Here is a 16,425-nt window from a genome sequence, read left to right as displayed (position 1 = left end):
AACCATTTCGCCGGATAAATTAGCAATTATTCCCGTATAAGGTCAAAGTAATAAATAATCAAAAATCGCCGGAACAGATCAATGATCTGCCCGGCGATTTCTCATCTTAAACCAATCTCCACTTACTATATATCAATCAACGATTCGGGTGAATGTCCAACTTCACCGGCTTAATCATATTTTCCGGCTTTAAGATAGTATCCAAGTCTTCTTTGGAAAGAATGTTATGTTCCAAAACAAGTTCATAAACTCCCTTCCCGGTTTCCAATGCTTCTTTGGCTATTTTAGTAGAGTTCTTATATCCGATCACCGGATTGAGGGCTGTCACTACTCCAATGCTGTTATGCACATCTCTCCGGCATTTTTCTTCATTAGCCGTAATGCCGTCGATGCATAAGGTGCGCAAAGTGTCAAAACCATTCATCAGTAAATCGGCAGACTCGAAACAGCATTGTGCCATCACCGGCTCCATTGCATTCAGTTCCATTTGAGCTGCTTCACCGCTCATGGCCACACAAAGGTCATTTCCTATTACCTTGTAGGCCACCTGATTCATCACTTCAGGGATCACCGGATTCACTTTTCCGGGCATGATGGATGAGCCCGGCTGCATTGCCGGCAGATTGATTTCTCCCAATCCGCAACGCGGACCGGAAGCCAGCAACCGCAAATCGTTACATATCTTATTCATTTTAACAGCAATACGCCTCATCGCTCCCGAATAACCTACCATGCAGGAAGTGTCCGAAGTGGCTCCCACCAAATCGTCTGCTAGTTTGATATCCAATCCCGTAATCTTGCGCAAAGCGGCGATGCACTTCTCCGCATATTCCGGTTCGGCGGTGATTCCTGTTCCGATGGCCGTTGCTCCCATATTGACTGCCAGAAAATCCTGTGCAGCAAAATCGAGATTCTTTACTTCATGTGACAAAATACTTGCAAAACCATTAAAGGTTTGCCCAAGAGTCATCGGTACGGCATCTTCCAGTTGGGTACGCCCCATTTTGATGACATGTGCAAACTCATTCGCTTTCTTCCGGAAAGACTCGATCAGAACCTCCAAATGCTTAACCAATTTCAAATGAGTATAATACAGTCCAATGTGGATGGCTGTAGGATAAGCATCGTTGGTAGATTGCGAACGGTTGACGTGATCGTTAGGCGAACAGAATTGATATTCTCCCCGCTGATGCCCCATCAGTTCCAATGCCCGGTTGGCAATCACTTCATTGGCATTCATGTTGGTGGTCGTACCGGCTCCTCCCTGAATCATATCTACGGGGAACTGCTCGTGATGCTTTCCTTCAAGTATTTCTTTACAGGCTCTCAAGATAGCATCCGCTTGTTCTTCAGTTAATAAGTCCAGTTCACGGTTGGCAACGGTGGCTCCCATCTTGGTAATAGCCAATGCCTGAATGAACAAAGGATATTCATTCAAATGAAACTTGCTGATGCGAAAGTTTTCAATGCCACGGAGTGTCTGTACTCCATAGAGTGCACTTTCCGGCACTTCACGACTACCTATCAGGTCACTCTCTGTACGAGTTTTTTTTGATAAATTTTGTTCCATATCGGTTGTTTTATAGTAATAACGTTTTCGTTAGCTCTTATAATAACCAACCAGCGATGTTATTGTTTTAATAAATATGCAAAAACTATTCAAAGACTTTTTTGTTGTAAATAGAAGAAAAAGAAAATACAAAGACAAGAATCGCTTATCTTTGTTTTTGAACTTAAAACAGCAATCTATGATATTACAATTAGCATTTGTTCTGACAGCCATTATTATTGGCGCACGCCTGGGAGGTATCGGACTTGGCGTAATGGGAGGCGTAGGGTTGGCAATACTCACGTTCGTTTTTGGTTTACAACCCACTGCGCCTCCCATCGACGTTATGTTAATGATTGCCGCCGTAATCTCTGCCGCTTCCTGTATGCAGGCAGCCGGAGGTTTGGACTATATGGTGAAACTGGCAGAACATTTGCTTCGTAAAAATCCTTCACACGTCACTCTGCTTAGTCCGCTGGTGACTTACCTCTTTACTTTTGTAGCCGGAACCGGACACGTGGCTTATTCCGTGCTGCCGGTGATTGCAGAGGTTGCCACCGAAACAAAAATCCGTCCGGAACGTCCGTTGGGTATTGCCGTCATCGCTTCCCAGCAGGCCATTACGGCAAGTCCGATCTCTGCCGCTACCGTGGCACTTCTCGGACTTTTAGCCGGATTCGACATTACCCTGTTCGACATTCTCAAAATTACGATTCCCGCCACCATCATCGGAGTGTTGGTAGGTGCTTTGTTTTCCATGAGAATCGGTAAGGAACTGGTGGAAGATCCCGAATATCAGAAAAGATTGAAAGAAGGTTTATTCAACAATAAAAAGGTGGAGATTAAAAATGTCAAGAACAAACGTTCGGCAATGATTTCCGTTATCATCTTTATACTGGCAACTGCTTTTATCGTGCTTTTCGGTTCTTTTGAAGGAATGCGCCCCAGTTTCCTGATTGATGGGGAAATTGTCACCTTGGGAATGTCTTCCATCATCGAAATCGTGATGTTGTCGGCTGCCGCAATTATCCTGTTAGTAACGAAGACGGACGGAATCAAGGCAACGCAAGGTTCTGTATTTCCGGCAGGTATGCAGGCGGTGATTGCCATCTTCGGTATTGCCTGGATGGGAGATACCTTTCTTCAGGGAAATATGGGACAGTTGACTCTCTCTATTCAGGGAATTGTGCAACAAATGCCGTGGCTGTTCGGTGTCGCCCTGTTTGTGATGTCTATCCTGCTATATAGTCAAGCTGCCACTGTACGGGCACTCGTCCCTCTGGGCATTGCGTTGGGGATTTCTCCTTATATGCTGATCGCTTTATTCCCGGCCGTGAACGGATATTTCTTTATTCCGAATTATCCTACCGTGGTGGCTGCGATTAATTTCGACCGTACCGGGACAACAAAAATCGGCAAATATGTGTTGAATCATTCGTTCATGATGCCCGGTCTGGTATCGACCGTTGTGGCTATTGCACTGGGTTTGCTTTTTATACAAATATTCTAATAGATTCATATTATTAACCTAAACATCATTCAGTTATGAAACAATTCAAAAGCTTTGGACTGGTAGTAGTCACACTACTGTTTTCCGTAACTATGGCATTCGCCGCAAAACCGAATATTCATATTCTTGCTACGGGAGGAACCATCGCGGGTACGGGAAGCTCGGCTACCGGAACCAGTTATACGGCAGGACAAGTTGCCATCGGCGCACTGCTCGATGCTGTACCCGAAATTAAAGACATCGCCAACGTAACCGGAGAACAGATTGTAAAAATCGGTTCGCAGGACATGAACGACCAGGTTTGGTTGACGCTTGCCAAGAAAATCAATGAACTACTGAAACGCCCGGACATTGACGGCATCGTGATTACTCACGGAACAGACACCATGGAGGAAACTGCTTACTTTCTGAATCTGACTGTCAAGAGTGACAAACCGGTGGTATTAGTAGGCGCCATGCGTCCGTCTACCGCTCTAAGCGCCGACGGCCCGTTGAACCTTTACAATGCCGTTGTTACCGCAGCCGCAAAAGAATCGAAAGACAAAGGGGTATTGGTTGCCATGAACGGCCTTATCCTCGGAGCGCAAAGCACGGTTAAAATGAATACGGTCGATGTACAAACTTTCCAGGCTCCCAACTCCGGCGCACTGGGTTATGTACTGAACGGAAAAGTGTTCTACAACCAAGTAACGCTAAAGAAACATACTACCCAGTCCGTTTTTGATGTCACTCATCTGAACGCGCTTCCGAAAGTAGGTATCGTGTACAGCTATTCCAATATTGAGGCCGATATGGTAACTCCGATGCTTAGCAACGGATACAAAGGAATTATCCACGCAGGAGTAGGAAACGGAAATATTCACCAGAACATCTTCCCGGTACTGACGGATGCCCGTCAAAAAGGTATTCTTGTCGTTCGTTCTTCCCGTGTCCCGACCGGACCCACCACACTGGATGCAGAGGTGGACGACGCCAAATATCAGTTTGTGGCTTCGCAGGAACTGAACCCGCAGAAATCTCGTGTTTTGTTAATGCTTGCACTAACAAAAACTACAGACTGGAAACAGATTCAGCAATATTTCAACGAATACTAAAAACCTGACTTACTTATGAAAAAATGGATATTCATGCTGCTCCTCGCGGGTAGCATACAGGGAATATATGCTCAAAAAACAGAGAAAAAGGAGAAATTCAATCCGAACACTCCCCTGTTTGAAGAGCTGACAGACGTGAAAAAGAAAACAGATAAATTCAATCTTTATCTGAATATGCAAGGGAGCTTTGACGCTCATTTCCAGAATGGTTTTCAGGAGGGTGACTTTAATATGCACCAGCTTCGTATCGAAGCCAAAGGAAATATCAACAACTGGCTGTCTTACCGCTATCGTCAGCGCCTCAACCGCTCGAACGATGCAAACGGCATGATTGATAATCTCCCGACTTCTATCGACTATGCCGGAATCGGTATCAAGCTGAATGACCAGTTTAGTCTTTTTGCAGGAAAGCAATGTGCCGCATACGGTGGTATCGAGTTCGACCTGAATCCGATTGACATCTATCAATACAGTGATATGATTGATTACATGAGTAATTTCATGACCGGATTGAATGTGGGTTATAACATTACTCCCGAACAGCAACTTAACCTGCAAATATTGAACAGCCGTAACAGTTCTTTCGATAATACTTACGGAATCACAGAGGATGCCGAAGGCAATCTCCCCGATCTGAAATCGGGCAAAATGCCACTGGTTTATACATTGAACTGGAACGGTAATTTCAATAATGTATTTAAAACCCGTTGGTCGGCTTCGGTCATGAACAAGGCTAAAAGTCACAATATGTATTATTATGCTTTAGGTAACGAGTTGAATCTTGGAAAATGGAATGCTTTTGTCGATTTCATGTATTCAAAAGAGGATATTGACCGCAAAGGAATTATTACCAGTATCGTAGGTCGTCCGGGCGGACATAATGCTTTTGATGCGAACTATCTTTCGGTTGTTGCCAAATGTAATTACCGCTTTCTTCCGAAATGGAATGTTTTTGTGAAGGGTATGTATGAGACGGCTTCCGTAGGCAAGGCGTCCGAGGGAATAGAGAAGGGAAATTACCGTACTTCCTGGGGATATCTGGGCGGTATCGAATATTACCCGATGGAAACCAATCTGCACTTCTTTATTACCTACGTAGGACGTTGCTATGACTTTACTTCCCGAGCCAAAGCATTGGGACAAACGGATTACACTACAAACCGGGTATCTGTAGGTTTCATCTGGCAAATGCCCGTATTCTAAATACTGTAAGATATAAAAAATACCCGATAGCTTTTTTGTATAGTTATCGGGCATTTTATATGTTCAGTTCTCAGTTAAAACTAATACTCTTCCTCGTTGAAGAAAAAATCCTCCTTACTAGGATAATCCGGCCAAATATCTTCGATACTTTCATAGATTTCGCCCTCATCTTCCATCTCTTGGAGATTCTCAATAACTTCAAGAGGAGCACCCGAACGCATGGCATAATCAATCAATTCATCCTTGGTTGCCGGCCAGGGAGCATCTTCAAGTTTTGATGCTAGTTCCAATGTCCAATACATAATTTTGAGTATTTAAAGTGAATACTAAATTTGTCTTGCTTTCTATTTTTCGGCAAAAGTATAATAAAATCTATCATTTCCAACTATTATCCCAAAATATTTCGTTATTTTGTTCATCAAAATTAATTTTCCGGGATAATACAAACAAATAATCTGACAATCTGTTGACAAAAGCTAATACTTCGGGCGAAATTGTACAAGTTTCGGATAAAGCCAAAATACGTCTTTCGGCCCGTCGGCAGACTGTCCGGCAGATGTGGCAAACAGATGCGCCCCGACTTCCACCCGGAATAATAAAGGAACAAAGCTCCGGCAATTGTTCGTCCAATTTATCAATTTCATGTTCAATACTTTCTATGTCTCCGGAAGTTATAATACTCGCAGGTTTCAACTGCATTTTCTCCTGATCGGTAGCGAGATGGGAGCCGATAGCAAACAACTTATGCTGAACTCCTAAAATAAAGTGACGGTCCGCCTCATCCAACAGATAGGTGTACAACCAGCCCAAATTCGAATTCAGTTCGTCCACTGTCCCATAGGCTTCCAGGCGGATATGCGTTTTCGGCACACGACTGCCGCCAACCAGGCTGGTAGTCCCCTTGTCACCGGTTTTTGTATATACAAGGCTCTTTTTCATAATTTTCTTTTTTAATCATCTATATAAGGTTAACGTACAAAGGTTCTCAGAAGTTGACGATATAGTGCTGTTTTATCTTTGTTTTATCAAAAAAGAGTAAACCCAAGTCATACAAATCAAAAGTAACCCCAACCCGCTCGTCCTCCTTCAATTGATTCCAAAGCGTTTTCATCTTCTTTGAATAGCAAATTCCCTGCACCACAAACACACTTTTCAAAGTAACCCGCTGCGCACAAATATGAAAAACTTCTTCTATCAGTTCAGGATTCTGATAATTATTCATATATAAAAAATCGACCGGAGTATCTGCATCCAAAAACAGTTCCGAGAGGTCGGAAGCAAATAGATAAGAAGCGGAGGGTTTAGCCGATTGCAAATAAAGTGAAGCCGTCGAAGGCTGTCCCACTTCTATAACAGTGGCAGGTTGTACTTTATTCACCAACCGGAACAAAAAGCGGTTTATTTTTCCTCTACTCTTACTCCACCCACATTCTCTCACTTTCTTTCTCTGCTCTTCTTGCAAAGCATGATATGCATAATAGGGTGTATTCTCATAAATCACATCCGTTATCAGACTGAAAGCAAAAGGGGAATGCACACCATATCCGCAACGATAGCGAAAACGGGAAAGCCAAATAAAAGGTCTTTTTATAGAAAGTAGAAGATTCATAAAACAAACGTTCGTTTTTTATTCTCGGATACAAAGATATGTTTTTTATCGCAAAGACAGAATAGTGGCGCGAGAAGAATTCAACAACTGAATATACCCCGATTGTCTAAAATTTATCTACTTTTGTAACGTCTAAAAATATTCGAAGAATATGGAAAACAAGAATATGCTACAAAAGTTGTTTGGATTCAATTCGCATTCCATGCAGGTAAGAACTGAGATTCTTGCAGGTATTACTACATTTCTGACTATGTCATACATTCTTGCCGTGAATCCTAGCATACTGGGTGTCACAGGCATGGATAAGGGGGCGGTATTCACCGCTACCGCCACAGCTTCCTTAATAGCCACTCTTATTATGGCGGTATGGGCCAAACTTCCGTTCGCGCTTGCTCCCGGCATGGGACTAAATGCTTTTTTCGCTTTCACAGTCTGTCTGGGTATGGGCAATACTTGGGAATTTGCATTAACAGCAGTGCTTATCGAAGGCCTCCTGTTTATCCTGCTGACCCTTTCCAACTTACGTGAAGCCATCCTCAATGCCATACCAGACTCCCTAAAGAACGCCATTGGGGCAGGTATCGGACTTTTTATCGCCTTCATCGGATTGCAGAATGCCGGAGTTATCACCAAGAACGATGCAACCTTAGTGACACTCGGCAATATCACTTCCGGCTCTCCGCTTTTGGCGCTTATCGGACTTGCCATCACTTCCGTGTTACTTATAAAAAAGGTAAAAGGGTCTATGCTATGGGGAATCCTTTTGACAATGTTGATCGGCATTCCGATGGGAATTACCGAATTTAACGGAATCGTCAGTATACCTCCCTCATTGGAACCGGTATTTTTCAAGTTCGACTTCTCAAAAGTGCTCACCACTCAAATGGCTTTTACTGTGTTTACATTGTTATTTATTGATATGTTCGATACCATCGGCACATTGGTCGGCGTATCCAACAAAGCCGGAATGTTGGTTAATGGGAAAGTGCCCCGTGCCAAACAGGCATTTATGGCCGATGCTATCGGGACTACCGTAGGGGCAATGTTAGGAACCAATACGGTAAGCACATTTGTAGAGAGCGCATCAGGCATCGCTCAAGGAGGCCGTTCCGGAATCACTTCTTTTGTAACTGCTATCTGCTTCGGAATAGCCTTACTTTTCGCACCGCTTTTCCTCTCCATCCCAAGTGCGGCAACCTGCCCTATCCTGGTATTGGTCGGTTTATTCATGATGTCACCTATCAAAGACATTGATCTGGATGATTTCACGGAATCAGTTCCGGCATTCATCTGTATCATTATGATTCCAATGGCTTATAGCATTTCAGACGGTATTGTTCTCGGGCTTATCAGTTATGTACTGACCAATCTGCTATCGGGTAAGTTCAAGAAAATATCACTCACCATGTATATTCTCGCAGCCCTCTTTACTCTCAAATATCTGGTATGACCGAAAAAGATAAAAAACAAATATAGAAAAAGAGGGTATGTCAATGGCTCATTCGATTCCGAATCTTGACATACCCTCTTTACACTCATCCATTTCAAGCAATTACCGAAGTCTGAACATTACAGGCACAGTATATTTTACTCGAACTTTCTTACCGTTCTGCACTCCGGGTTTCCACTTCGGCATAGAACTGATCACACGAACAGCCTCTTTATCCAAATACGGATCAACCCCTCGTACCACTTCAGGATTCGTTATCGTCCCGTCCTTGTCTACAACAAACTGAACAATAACCTTTCCTTGTGAGCCGGTTTCCTGTGAAATCGTCGGATACTTGATATTACCGCTTAAATATTTCATTAAAGCAGCCGTACCACCCGGAAACTCCGGCATAATCTCAACGCTGACATGAATAACGTCTTCAACTACCGTTTCGGTTTCCACCACAGGCGGTATCCATACAATTTCATGAACTGCATTCATATCCTCTGATACTGTAGAAACCTCGTCCGTCACCTCTATATCGTTCTTTACTATTTCTAATATGTCTACGACCTTATTTTCGGGAGGTGGAGGCGGTTCCAGTTTCTCCTCAGGGAATGTGATTGGAACTAGCTCTGTCACAAAGATGGATTCATCATCTGATGATAGTGCCGCAACCCTGACATCATGTTGTGTCCATTCGAACGAAACGAACATGAAAGCGAGCGCAACAACCAAACCCATCAACAACCAAGAACCCCGTTGATTCTCAATTGCAGCCTTTTTTGATTTCTTGGCTTCCATAAAAAAATGTGTTTAAGTAATTAATAATAGAAAATATATAGTATATATACTACTTCTCATTTTTCCTCTTAAGCATTACTTAAAGTGCTCTCTAGCTGCAATAAATATAGTATTTTTATTGACAGGGTGTTACGCTTCCGCTTGTTTATTCTATTCTTTTGCCTTCTTTTGGATAAAATTTATGAATTCAACTTACAGCTTTTACCTCAAAAACAGAATAAACAGGAAATTTCAGTCAGTCTTGCGAATTGCCCATCGCCTTTTAACAAACAGCATTTGCATATCTATTTTTCAGAATGCAACAGTTCCTCAGAATACATCTTTATCTATTCTTCTTACCTATATTAGTTTTTCGATTGCCTAATTGGTTTTCGTTCAACAGTTGTTGAACGAGCGCTTGACAATTGTTGAACTATCGTTCGACAGTTGTTGAACGAAAACTGATTAGGTAACGAAATACATATCCATAGGAAAGGATACCCTTGCAGATACCACACTCCTAACAACATACAGAGAAATACACCCGTGTAGTGGATAAATTAAAAGAGGAAGCAACAAACAACTTGACCGAACTAAAGTTTTAATCCTAAAATACTTATTTTGTAACTATGAATTTTGAAACATTAGTAAAACATATCAGCACGATACAGAACACGTTGCAGACACAAGCCGCACACGCTGTAAACCTTGCCCTTACTTCCCGTAACTGGCTTATGGGTTGCTATATCGTGGAATTTGAGCAGAACGGAGAAGACCGTGCCGCATACGGTGAACAATTGTTGAAGAAACTGGAACAACGGCTGAAAACAAAAGGTCTGAATGAACGTAGATTCCGTGAATTTAGGCGGCTGTACCTTATTTATCCACAGCTAAAAGAACAAATATTGCACTACATAATATCAGGAAATGAAATTCGGAACACACTGTCCGCCGAATTCACAGAACCAATTCGGCACACGATGTGTGCCAGATTAAATACAGCAGACAATCAGATTAATAACTGGAATATACCTGCCGAAAAGCTATTTAACAGGCTGCCATATTCTCACTTAAAATTTATATCCAAAATTGAAAACCCAGTCAAACGTGCTTTTTATGAAATGGAAGCAATGAGAGACTGTCGGTCTGCAAGAGAATTGGAACGACAAATAGTGTCTTTATTGAAATACAGGAGAACCCCAACCGTAGTAATATCGAACCAAAGTTAGATTACTCTATCAACCTGATTAACAATATAGATAGCTATATAAGAGATGCACCTGTAGGAATTAAAATCAAGCTAATTAGTTCGATGTTTCCCGAAAAAATCGAATTTGACGGAAAAACATATCGAACCAATTCTTATAACAAAGTGCTTGATTTAATCTATCAGCAAACCAACGAGTTACGGGGAGTAGAAAAGAAAAGCGGAGAGAGTTTTTCAACTTTCTCCGCTTCAGTACCCAGACCCGGTACAAGCCATAGAAATCATAGGAAAATAAAAGAACATATCTTCTTTATTATCAATCACTTGTATATTTCCTATTTTCTCTATTTTTGCCATATTTTGCCCATTTTCCGTTATTCAGTACACTTTTAGTACACTTTGAAATATCATTTTCTTTTGTACCTTTGCAATATCGGAAAACAAAAGAAAATCAACTATTTAGCGTAATCACCCGGTTATGGTACCTAAATCGGGATAAAACCTCTAAACAATGGCAAAGTTAGAAAATAAAACGAAAGAAAACCCCAAGTTAGAACAAAATAAGCTCTCGGATGGTAGAATTAGCCTTTACTTAGAGTATTATTTAGGTAGAGAGGAAAAGCCCGTATTAGATAAAAACGGCAATCAAGTGTACTATGATAGTGGAAAGATGCAAGGTAAGCCCAAGTTTGCAGTAAAGCACAACAGGCGAAAAGAAAACCTTAGTCTGTATCTGATAGATAAGCCCCGTACCCCTGCAGAACGTCAGCAGAACAAAGAAACGTTGGAGCTTGCTACAAAGATACGTGCGGAGCGTGAACAGGAGTTTAAAGAAAGTATGTTGGGCTATCGGTTAAAAAAAGATAGAACGGTCAATTTCTTAGACTATTTCCAAGCCTATATCAACAGTTATACCAAGAAAGATATTCGCATGGTACAAATTGCACTTAGCCGTTTTAAGGACTTCTTAAAAGAGCAATACCCCATGAATGAGTTTAGTATCAAACCGGAACTTATCACCAAAGAAATGATGGAGCAGTTTGTAGCCTACCTGCAATCCCGAAGTGTAGGTGAAGGGGCTAAAAGCATTTACCAGCGTTTCAAGAAAGTTATTCGATATGCGATTGACCACGATGTAATGTTGAAAGACCCATGCAAAAGTGTTACCTGCAAAGTGGATAGCCAAATGCTTCGGAAAGATGTTCTTTCTCCCGAAGAAATACAAAAGTTGGCGGCTTGCCATTATGACAACGAGAACCCGAATGTCAGACGTGCTTTTATCTTCTGCTTATACTGCGGTCTGCGTTTCTGTGATGTAAAAGACCTTACCTATAAGAATGTGGATTACGCTAATCGGTTATTGAAATTTGAGCAAAGTAAGACAAAGGGACATTCTGCCAGTAGTGGTGTAGTTATTCCCCTGAATGATGGTCTATTGTCTATCATTGGTGAAGCCCCGGCAGATAAAAACTGCTTGATATTCGATTTACCTACTTACGAAAGCTGCTGTAAATCAGTAAAACGTTGGGTAAAGAGAGCCGGAATAGACAAACATATAAGCTGGCATTGTGCCCGACATTCGTTTGCCGTGAACATTCTGAACAATGGGGCAAATATCAAAACCGTAGCCAGCCTTTTAGGGCATAGCGGATTGAAGCATACGGAGAAATACACCCGTGCGGTGGATAAATTGAAAGAGGAAGCAATAAACAGCTTGCCCGAACTAAAGTTTTAACCATAAAAGACTTATCTTTGTAACTATGAACTTTGAAGCATTAGTAAAACATATCAGCACGATACAGAACACGTTGCAGGCACAAGCCGCACACGCTGTAAACCTTGCCCTTACTTCCCGTAACTGGCTTATGGGGTGCTATATCGTGGAGTTTGAGCAGAACGGAGAAGACCGTGCCGCCTACGGTGAACAATTGTTGAAAAAACTGGAACAACGACTGAAAACAAAAGGTCTGAACGAACGTAGATTCCGTGAATTTAGGCGGCTGTACCTCGTTTATCCACAACTAAAAGAACCTGTTACACAATACATTGCATCACAAATTCAAATTCGGCAGTCATTGACCGCCGAATTCACTGAACCAATTCGGCGGTTGGTGACCGCCGAATCTGAAAATGGCGTTTGGAAACTATCAACAGAATACCCACAAACCGAAACGTGGATGATTCCGGCTGATAGATTATTCAACAGATTATCTTCCACCCATTTAAATACCATATCGGGAATTGAGAACCCGGTAAAACGTGCTTTCTATGAAATGGAAACCATGCGTGGCTGCTGGTCTGTAAAGGAGTTAGAGCGACAAATCGCATCTTTATATTACGAACGTAGCGGACTATCCAAAAACAAAGAAGCCCTCTCCGCTTTAGTCCAGCAACAAGCAACCTTATTACAACCTAAAGATGTTATCAATACCCCTGTTACTTTGGAGTTCTTAGGGTTGAATGAACGTGCATTAGTGACGGAAAACGATTTGGAACAATCCATTCTTGACAACTTGCAACGCTTCCTATTGGAAATGGGACATGGCTTCTGCTTTGAAGCCCGGCAAAAACGCATCTTGATTGATGAAGATTATTTCTTTGCCGACCTTGTGTTCTATCATCGTATTTTGAAATGTCATGTTATTGTAGAATTGAAGATAGACAAGTTCCACCATGAGTATGCTTCGCAACTAAATATGTATCTGAACTATTTCAAAGCGGAAGTGATGCAGCCGGATGATAATCCACCTATCGGTATTCTGCTTTGCACTGAAAAGGGAGATACATTAGTAAAGTATGCCACTGCCGGATTAGACCCAAATATCTTTGTACAGAAGTATAGGATAGAACTTCCAACAGAAGAAGAAATAAAAGAGTTCATTTCTTCCTCAAACTATGAGAGTTACAAACTTTAAAATTGGCGAAAAGAAAAGGTTATTTCTTCTTTCGAAACTCTGCCTTGCGAAGTTTCACGGAAACACGGGTGTGGGATAGAGATTTCTTCATAAGGATGCTTATTTATAGAGATTGTCTATTCCCTTTTTGGGCACATATACGAAATTGCCGATTTGCCGAGTAGGAATTGAAAACTTTCTGATTTGAAGATAGAGTGTACTGTCATTCATGTGATATTTCTCACACGCTTGCTGTATCGTGTAGCAATCCTTTGGTTCCAAACTATACAGCTTGGGAATGGGCTTGGACTGCTTTTTAAGCAGACTCTTCCTTAGAGGGTACATCTCCATAAGCGTTTCTTTGCTTACCCGTGTTTGGCGTTGCCCTACATTAACACTTGGAATAACGCCCTTTCGGATTTGGCGATAAAGGGTTTCCTTACTGATGCCAAACAAAGAATAGGCTTCGGGAACTGTTATGTACTCCTGGTCATTGGGAATAGCTTTGGCTATAGCATCCAAACGTTCATTTCTTTTCTCTTCATCTTTCCTGCGCTTAAATGCAACTTTAGAACATCTTGGTGAGCAATACCAAGACGTGATAGTCTTTGCGACGAATGGCTCACCGCAAATCTTGCATTTCCTTGTTATCTCAAACTTTGCTGCACCCATACAATTCTACTTTATTATTACTTATGCTTGTTAAGTGTCACATTATCTACCAATAAGTGTTGGTACAATTATGGCACAATAATACAGCTAATATCCGAATATAACAAAAGAAATACAAAGTTTAACTAAAAAGAAAATCCGCATAACTCATTGAGCTATGCGGATTTATCTATCTATACCTTTCGGTAGTTATCTATACCTACTTAACTTTGTATCATTTAATTCGTAGAAGTATAGTCCTACGAATTAAATGATACAAAGTCGCTATTTTATTCGAAAGAATGATAACCTATACTTCCCAAAGAGAGTATAGCGTACAAAATTAAACAGGACCTAAGAAGCTTTCGGTACAAGTGAAATAGCAAAACCTCCACCAGATGCAGTGCTAATTTTCAACGTTGTTTTATTAGTGACAGTCTTTGTCTCAATCACATAATCTGTGGGATTATTACGATAATGAGCCTTCTTACCATCACGATAAATCGTAGCAATATACTTTTGCCCTGTAGGAAGAAATGAAAAATCAATTGTCGCAATACGAGGAACTTCACCGTTAGTACCACCTACAAACCAATTGTCAGTATTCTTTGCACATCGAGCTACAGTTATATATTCCATTGGTTCAGCTTCAAGGTAATAACTTTTATCCCAATCAAGGGCCACATCTTTAATAAACTGAAAAGCGTCGAGATATTTCTCATAAGTTTCCGGAAGATCGGCAGCCATCTGAAGCGGACTTGACATTGTGACATATAACGAGAGCTGGTGGGCAAGTGTAGTATTCACCCACGATTTTTTATCAGAATTATATTTTGTTATATCATTCTCAAACAACCCCGGAGTATAATCCATCGGACCACCAATAAGACGGGTAAATGGTAGTATCGTTGTATGGCTCGGCTTACTTCCTCCAAAAGCCTGATACTCAGATCCACGTGCAGACTCATTACTAATAAGGTTGGGCCATGTTCGGCAAAGACCAGTAGGACGTACTGCCTCATGAGCATTTACCATAATCTTGTAATCAGCAGCCTTTTCAACAGCATACTGATAATGATTAACCATTCGCTGAGTATAATGATGTTCACCTTTGGGTATTATATCACCAACATAACCACTTTTAACAGCCTTATATCCATTATCCACCATAAACTGATATGCTTGATCCATACGACGTTCATAATTGCGTACAGCACCAGATGTTTCGTGATGCATAATCATCTTTATGCCTCTGGACTTGGCATAATCCCGTATTTCAGGCAAATTAAAATCAGGATAGGGGGTAACAAAATCAAATACATCTTCCTTAAAATTACCAAACCAATCTTCCCAACCGATATTCCATCCCTCAACTAGCACGGCGTCAAAACCATGTTCCGCTGCAAAATCTATATATCGTTTCACTTTCTTTGTAGTAGCCCCATGACGTCCATGAGGCTTAGCATGGGTATAATCTGTTTTTCCAAGATGAATATTAGGAAAATCCCATGTATAGCTCCAATCGCTTTTCCCAGTAATCATCTCCCACCAAACACCAATATACTTGGTAGGAAATATCCATGAAGTGTCCTTGAGTTTACATGGTTCATTAAGATTGAGCGTGATACGGGAGGCGAGAATGTCACGGGCATCATCGGAGACAATGATGGTGCGCCAAGGTGTATAGCAGGCACTTTGCATATATGCCATCTCCCCATTGACATCGGGCGTAAGCCATGACTTAAATACATAATTTTTATCATCAAGATTGAGGTGCATAGCCGGATAATTAACTAAAGCAGCTTCATGAAGATTAATATATAAACCATCATCGGTCTTTAACATCAATGAAGTTTGTACTCCAGTAGGCGAAAAAGACGTCTGTGACAAGTTGTCAGAAATCGATTTTTCCATTAATCCACGTATTTCCGAAAGCCGACTACGTGTGTAATCATATTCCTGTGTATCATAATCTCCTGGAATCCAATAGGCCGTCATATCACCCGACATAGCAAACTCCGTGCACTCGTCTGTGATAACAAAATAACTTAATTCGCGCTGCTGTGGGAACTCATATCGAAAACCGAGTCCATCATTAAAAAGTCTAAAACGTATAGACATTAGACGATTGGTATCCGCTTGCCTGAGATCTACTAGCACTTCATTGTAATGATTACGTATGACCGATTCTTCTCCCCATACAGGTTGCCACGTTTCATTCAACGAATCATTTGTTACAGCAGTCATTTTAAACTTTTCAAATAATTGGTCTGAGTTTTTTAGCATAAATCCAAGTCCACTTGGCTTTATAACAGTTTTCCCCTTATAATACAACGCATAAGTCGGACGCCCTTCTGAAGATAAAGAAAAATTCATTTTCAGATTGCCGTCAGGCGATGAAAATAGCTGTTCGGCAAAAGCTGAGGTTGTACATGCCAAGCAAAATGCCAAACTTAAAGATTTAAATAGTTGAGTTATCATAAATGTCAAAAT

General features: G+C 41.3%; 13 protein-coding genes and 3 pseudogenes. 9 read left to right on the top strand and 7 right to left on the bottom strand.

Annotation, left to right across the window (positions count from 1 at the left end; genetic code table 11):
- Positions 1-136: 136 nt before the first annotated feature.
- Complete coding sequence (gene aspA, locus GD630_RS17540) at positions 137-1,570, bottom strand: aspartate ammonia-lyase (RefSeq protein WP_143865124.1); 1,434 nt, start codon at positions 1,568-1,570, stop codon at positions 137-139.
- Positions 1,571-1,748: 178 nt separating this feature from the next.
- Here aspA and GD630_RS17535 point away from each other — a divergent pair, with 178 nt between their 5' ends.
- Genes GD630_RS17535 through GD630_RS17525 form a run of 3 tightly spaced genes read left to right on the top strand, consistent with a single transcriptional unit; the run spans position 1,749 to position 5,356 of the window.
- Positions 1,749-3,059: an anaerobic C4-dicarboxylate transporter family protein gene (locus GD630_RS17535; RefSeq protein WP_004323663.1), complete on the top strand. Its 1,311-nt coding sequence runs from the start codon at positions 1,749-1,751 to the stop codon at positions 3,057-3,059.
- A 35-nt stretch (positions 3,060-3,094) separates the two neighbouring features.
- Entirely contained in the window at positions 3,095-4,153 is a 1,059-nt protein-coding gene (gene ansB / locus GD630_RS17530) for an L-asparaginase 2 (protein ID WP_004296386.1), read from the top strand.
- Between the two features lie 15 nt (positions 4,154-4,168).
- Positions 4,169-5,356: a porin gene (locus GD630_RS17525; protein WP_143865125.1), complete on the top strand. Its 1,188-nt coding sequence runs from the start codon at positions 4,169-4,171 to the stop codon at positions 5,354-5,356.
- A gap of 80 nt (positions 5,357-5,436) precedes the next feature.
- Here the strand turns inward: GD630_RS17525 and GD630_RS17520 are convergent, their stop codons facing one another.
- The 3 genes from GD630_RS17520 to GD630_RS17510 form a co-directional block, all read right to left on the bottom strand.
- Positions 5,437-5,658 (bottom strand): DUF2795 domain-containing protein, encoded by a 222-nt coding sequence (locus tag GD630_RS17520; protein WP_002558131.1) that lies wholly within the window; start codon positions 5,656-5,658, stop codon positions 5,437-5,439.
- Positions 5,659-5,731: 73 nt separating this feature from the next.
- On the bottom strand, positions 5,732-6,295 hold the full coding sequence (locus tag GD630_RS17515) for a cob(I)yrinic acid a,c-diamide adenosyltransferase (protein ID WP_143865126.1): 564 nt from the start codon (positions 6,293-6,295) through the stop codon (positions 5,732-5,734).
- A gap of 46 nt (positions 6,296-6,341) precedes the next feature.
- A complete protein-coding gene (locus tag GD630_RS17510) occupies positions 6,342-6,965 on the bottom strand; it encodes a hypothetical protein (RefSeq protein WP_143865127.1) in 624 nt (207 codons plus the stop codon).
- A 166-nt stretch (positions 6,966-7,131) separates the two neighbouring features.
- Between GD630_RS17510 and GD630_RS17505 the strand changes: the two genes are divergently transcribed.
- Complete coding sequence (locus tag GD630_RS17505) at positions 7,132-8,415, top strand: NCS2 family permease (RefSeq protein ID WP_029425926.1); 1,284 nt, start codon at positions 7,132-7,134, stop codon at positions 8,413-8,415.
- 102 nt (positions 8,416-8,517) lie between these two features.
- On the opposite strand, the gene GD630_RS17500 is transcribed toward GD630_RS17505, so the two are convergent.
- Complete coding sequence (locus GD630_RS17500) at positions 8,518-9,201, bottom strand: energy transducer TonB (protein WP_007763474.1); 684 nt, start codon at positions 9,199-9,201, stop codon at positions 8,518-8,520.
- Between the two features lie 503 nt (positions 9,202-9,704).
- On the opposite strand from GD630_RS17500, the pseudogene GD630_RS21600 reads away from it, so the two are divergent.
- The 5 genes and pseudogenes from GD630_RS21600 to GD630_RS17485 form a co-directional block, all read left to right on the top strand.
- Positions 9,705-9,785 (top strand): annotated as a pseudogene (locus GD630_RS21600) (site-specific integrase); the annotation flags it as partial.
- 24 nt (positions 9,786-9,809) lie between these two features.
- A pseudogene (locus GD630_RS17495) lies at positions 9,810-10,361 on the top strand (DUF1016 N-terminal domain-containing protein); the annotation flags it as partial.
- Positions 10,361-10,654, top strand: a pseudogene (locus tag GD630_RS21415) (recombinase family protein); the annotation flags it as partial. The pseudogenes GD630_RS17495 and GD630_RS21415, both read left to right, overlap by 1 nt.
- Positions 10,655-10,898: 244 nt before the next feature.
- Entirely contained in the window at positions 10,899-12,122 is a 1,224-nt protein-coding gene (locus tag GD630_RS17490) for a site-specific integrase (protein ID WP_008776926.1), read from the top strand.
- Positions 12,123-12,147: 25 nt separating this feature from the next.
- On the top strand, positions 12,148-13,302 hold the full coding sequence (locus GD630_RS17485) for a PDDEXK nuclease domain-containing protein (RefSeq protein ID WP_025867454.1): 1,155 nt from the start codon (positions 12,148-12,150) through the stop codon (positions 13,300-13,302).
- Between the two features lie 99 nt (positions 13,303-13,401).
- Here the strand turns inward: GD630_RS17485 and GD630_RS17480 are convergent, their stop codons facing one another.
- A complete protein-coding gene (locus tag GD630_RS17480; RefSeq protein ID WP_143865128.1) occupies positions 13,402-13,953 on the bottom strand; it encodes a helix-turn-helix domain-containing protein in 552 nt (183 codons plus the stop codon).
- 333 nt (positions 13,954-14,286) lie between these two features.
- Entirely contained in the window at positions 14,287-16,413 is a 2,127-nt protein-coding gene (locus GD630_RS17475) for a glycoside hydrolase family 97 protein (RefSeq protein ID WP_025868206.1), read from the bottom strand.
- Between the last annotated feature and the right edge of the window lie 12 nt (positions 16,414-16,425).

Source organism: Bacteroides zhangwenhongii, assembly GCF_009193325.2.
Lineage (GTDB): Bacteria > Bacteroidota > Bacteroidia > Bacteroidales > Bacteroidaceae > Bacteroides > Bacteroides zhangwenhongii.
The sequence above is the reverse complement of the archived record's forward strand: the minus strand, read 5'-3'. Positions and strand labels throughout refer to the sequence as shown.

Coding starts and splice junctions, on each gene's coding strand:
- aspA (WP_143865124.1), bottom strand. CDS start 1,570: ATGGAACAAAATTTATCAAAAAAAACTCGTACAGAGAGTGACCTGATA.
- GD630_RS17535 (WP_004323663.1), top strand. CDS start 1,749: ATGATATTACAATTAGCATTTGTTCTGACAGCCATTATTATTGGCGCA.
- ansB (WP_004296386.1), top strand. CDS start 3,095: ATGAAACAATTCAAAAGCTTTGGACTGGTAGTAGTCACACTACTGTTT.
- GD630_RS17525 (WP_143865125.1), top strand. CDS start 4,169: ATGAAAAAATGGATATTCATGCTGCTCCTCGCGGGTAGCATACAGGGA.
- GD630_RS17520 (WP_002558131.1), bottom strand. CDS start 5,658: ATGTATTGGACATTGGAACTAGCATCAAAACTTGAAGATGCTCCCTGG.
- GD630_RS17515 (WP_143865126.1), bottom strand. CDS start 6,295: ATGAAAAAGAGCCTTGTATATACAAAAACCGGTGACAAGGGGACTACC.
- GD630_RS17510 (WP_143865127.1), bottom strand. CDS start 6,965: ATGAATCTTCTACTTTCTATAAAAAGACCTTTTATTTGGCTTTCCCGT.
- GD630_RS17505 (WP_029425926.1), top strand. CDS start 7,132: ATGCTACAAAAGTTGTTTGGATTCAATTCGCATTCCATGCAGGTAAGA.
- GD630_RS17500 (WP_007763474.1), bottom strand. CDS start 9,201: ATGGAAGCCAAGAAATCAAAAAAGGCTGCAATTGAGAATCAACGGGGT.
- GD630_RS17490 (WP_008776926.1), top strand. CDS start 10,899: ATGGCAAAGTTAGAAAATAAAACGAAAGAAAACCCCAAGTTAGAACAA.
- GD630_RS17485 (WP_025867454.1), top strand. CDS start 12,148: ATGAACTTTGAAGCATTAGTAAAACATATCAGCACGATACAGAACACG.
- GD630_RS17480 (WP_143865128.1), bottom strand. CDS start 13,953: ATGGGTGCAGCAAAGTTTGAGATAACAAGGAAATGCAAGATTTGCGGT.
- GD630_RS17475 (WP_025868206.1), bottom strand. CDS start 16,413: ATGATAACTCAACTATTTAAATCTTTAAGTTTGGCATTTTGCTTGGCA.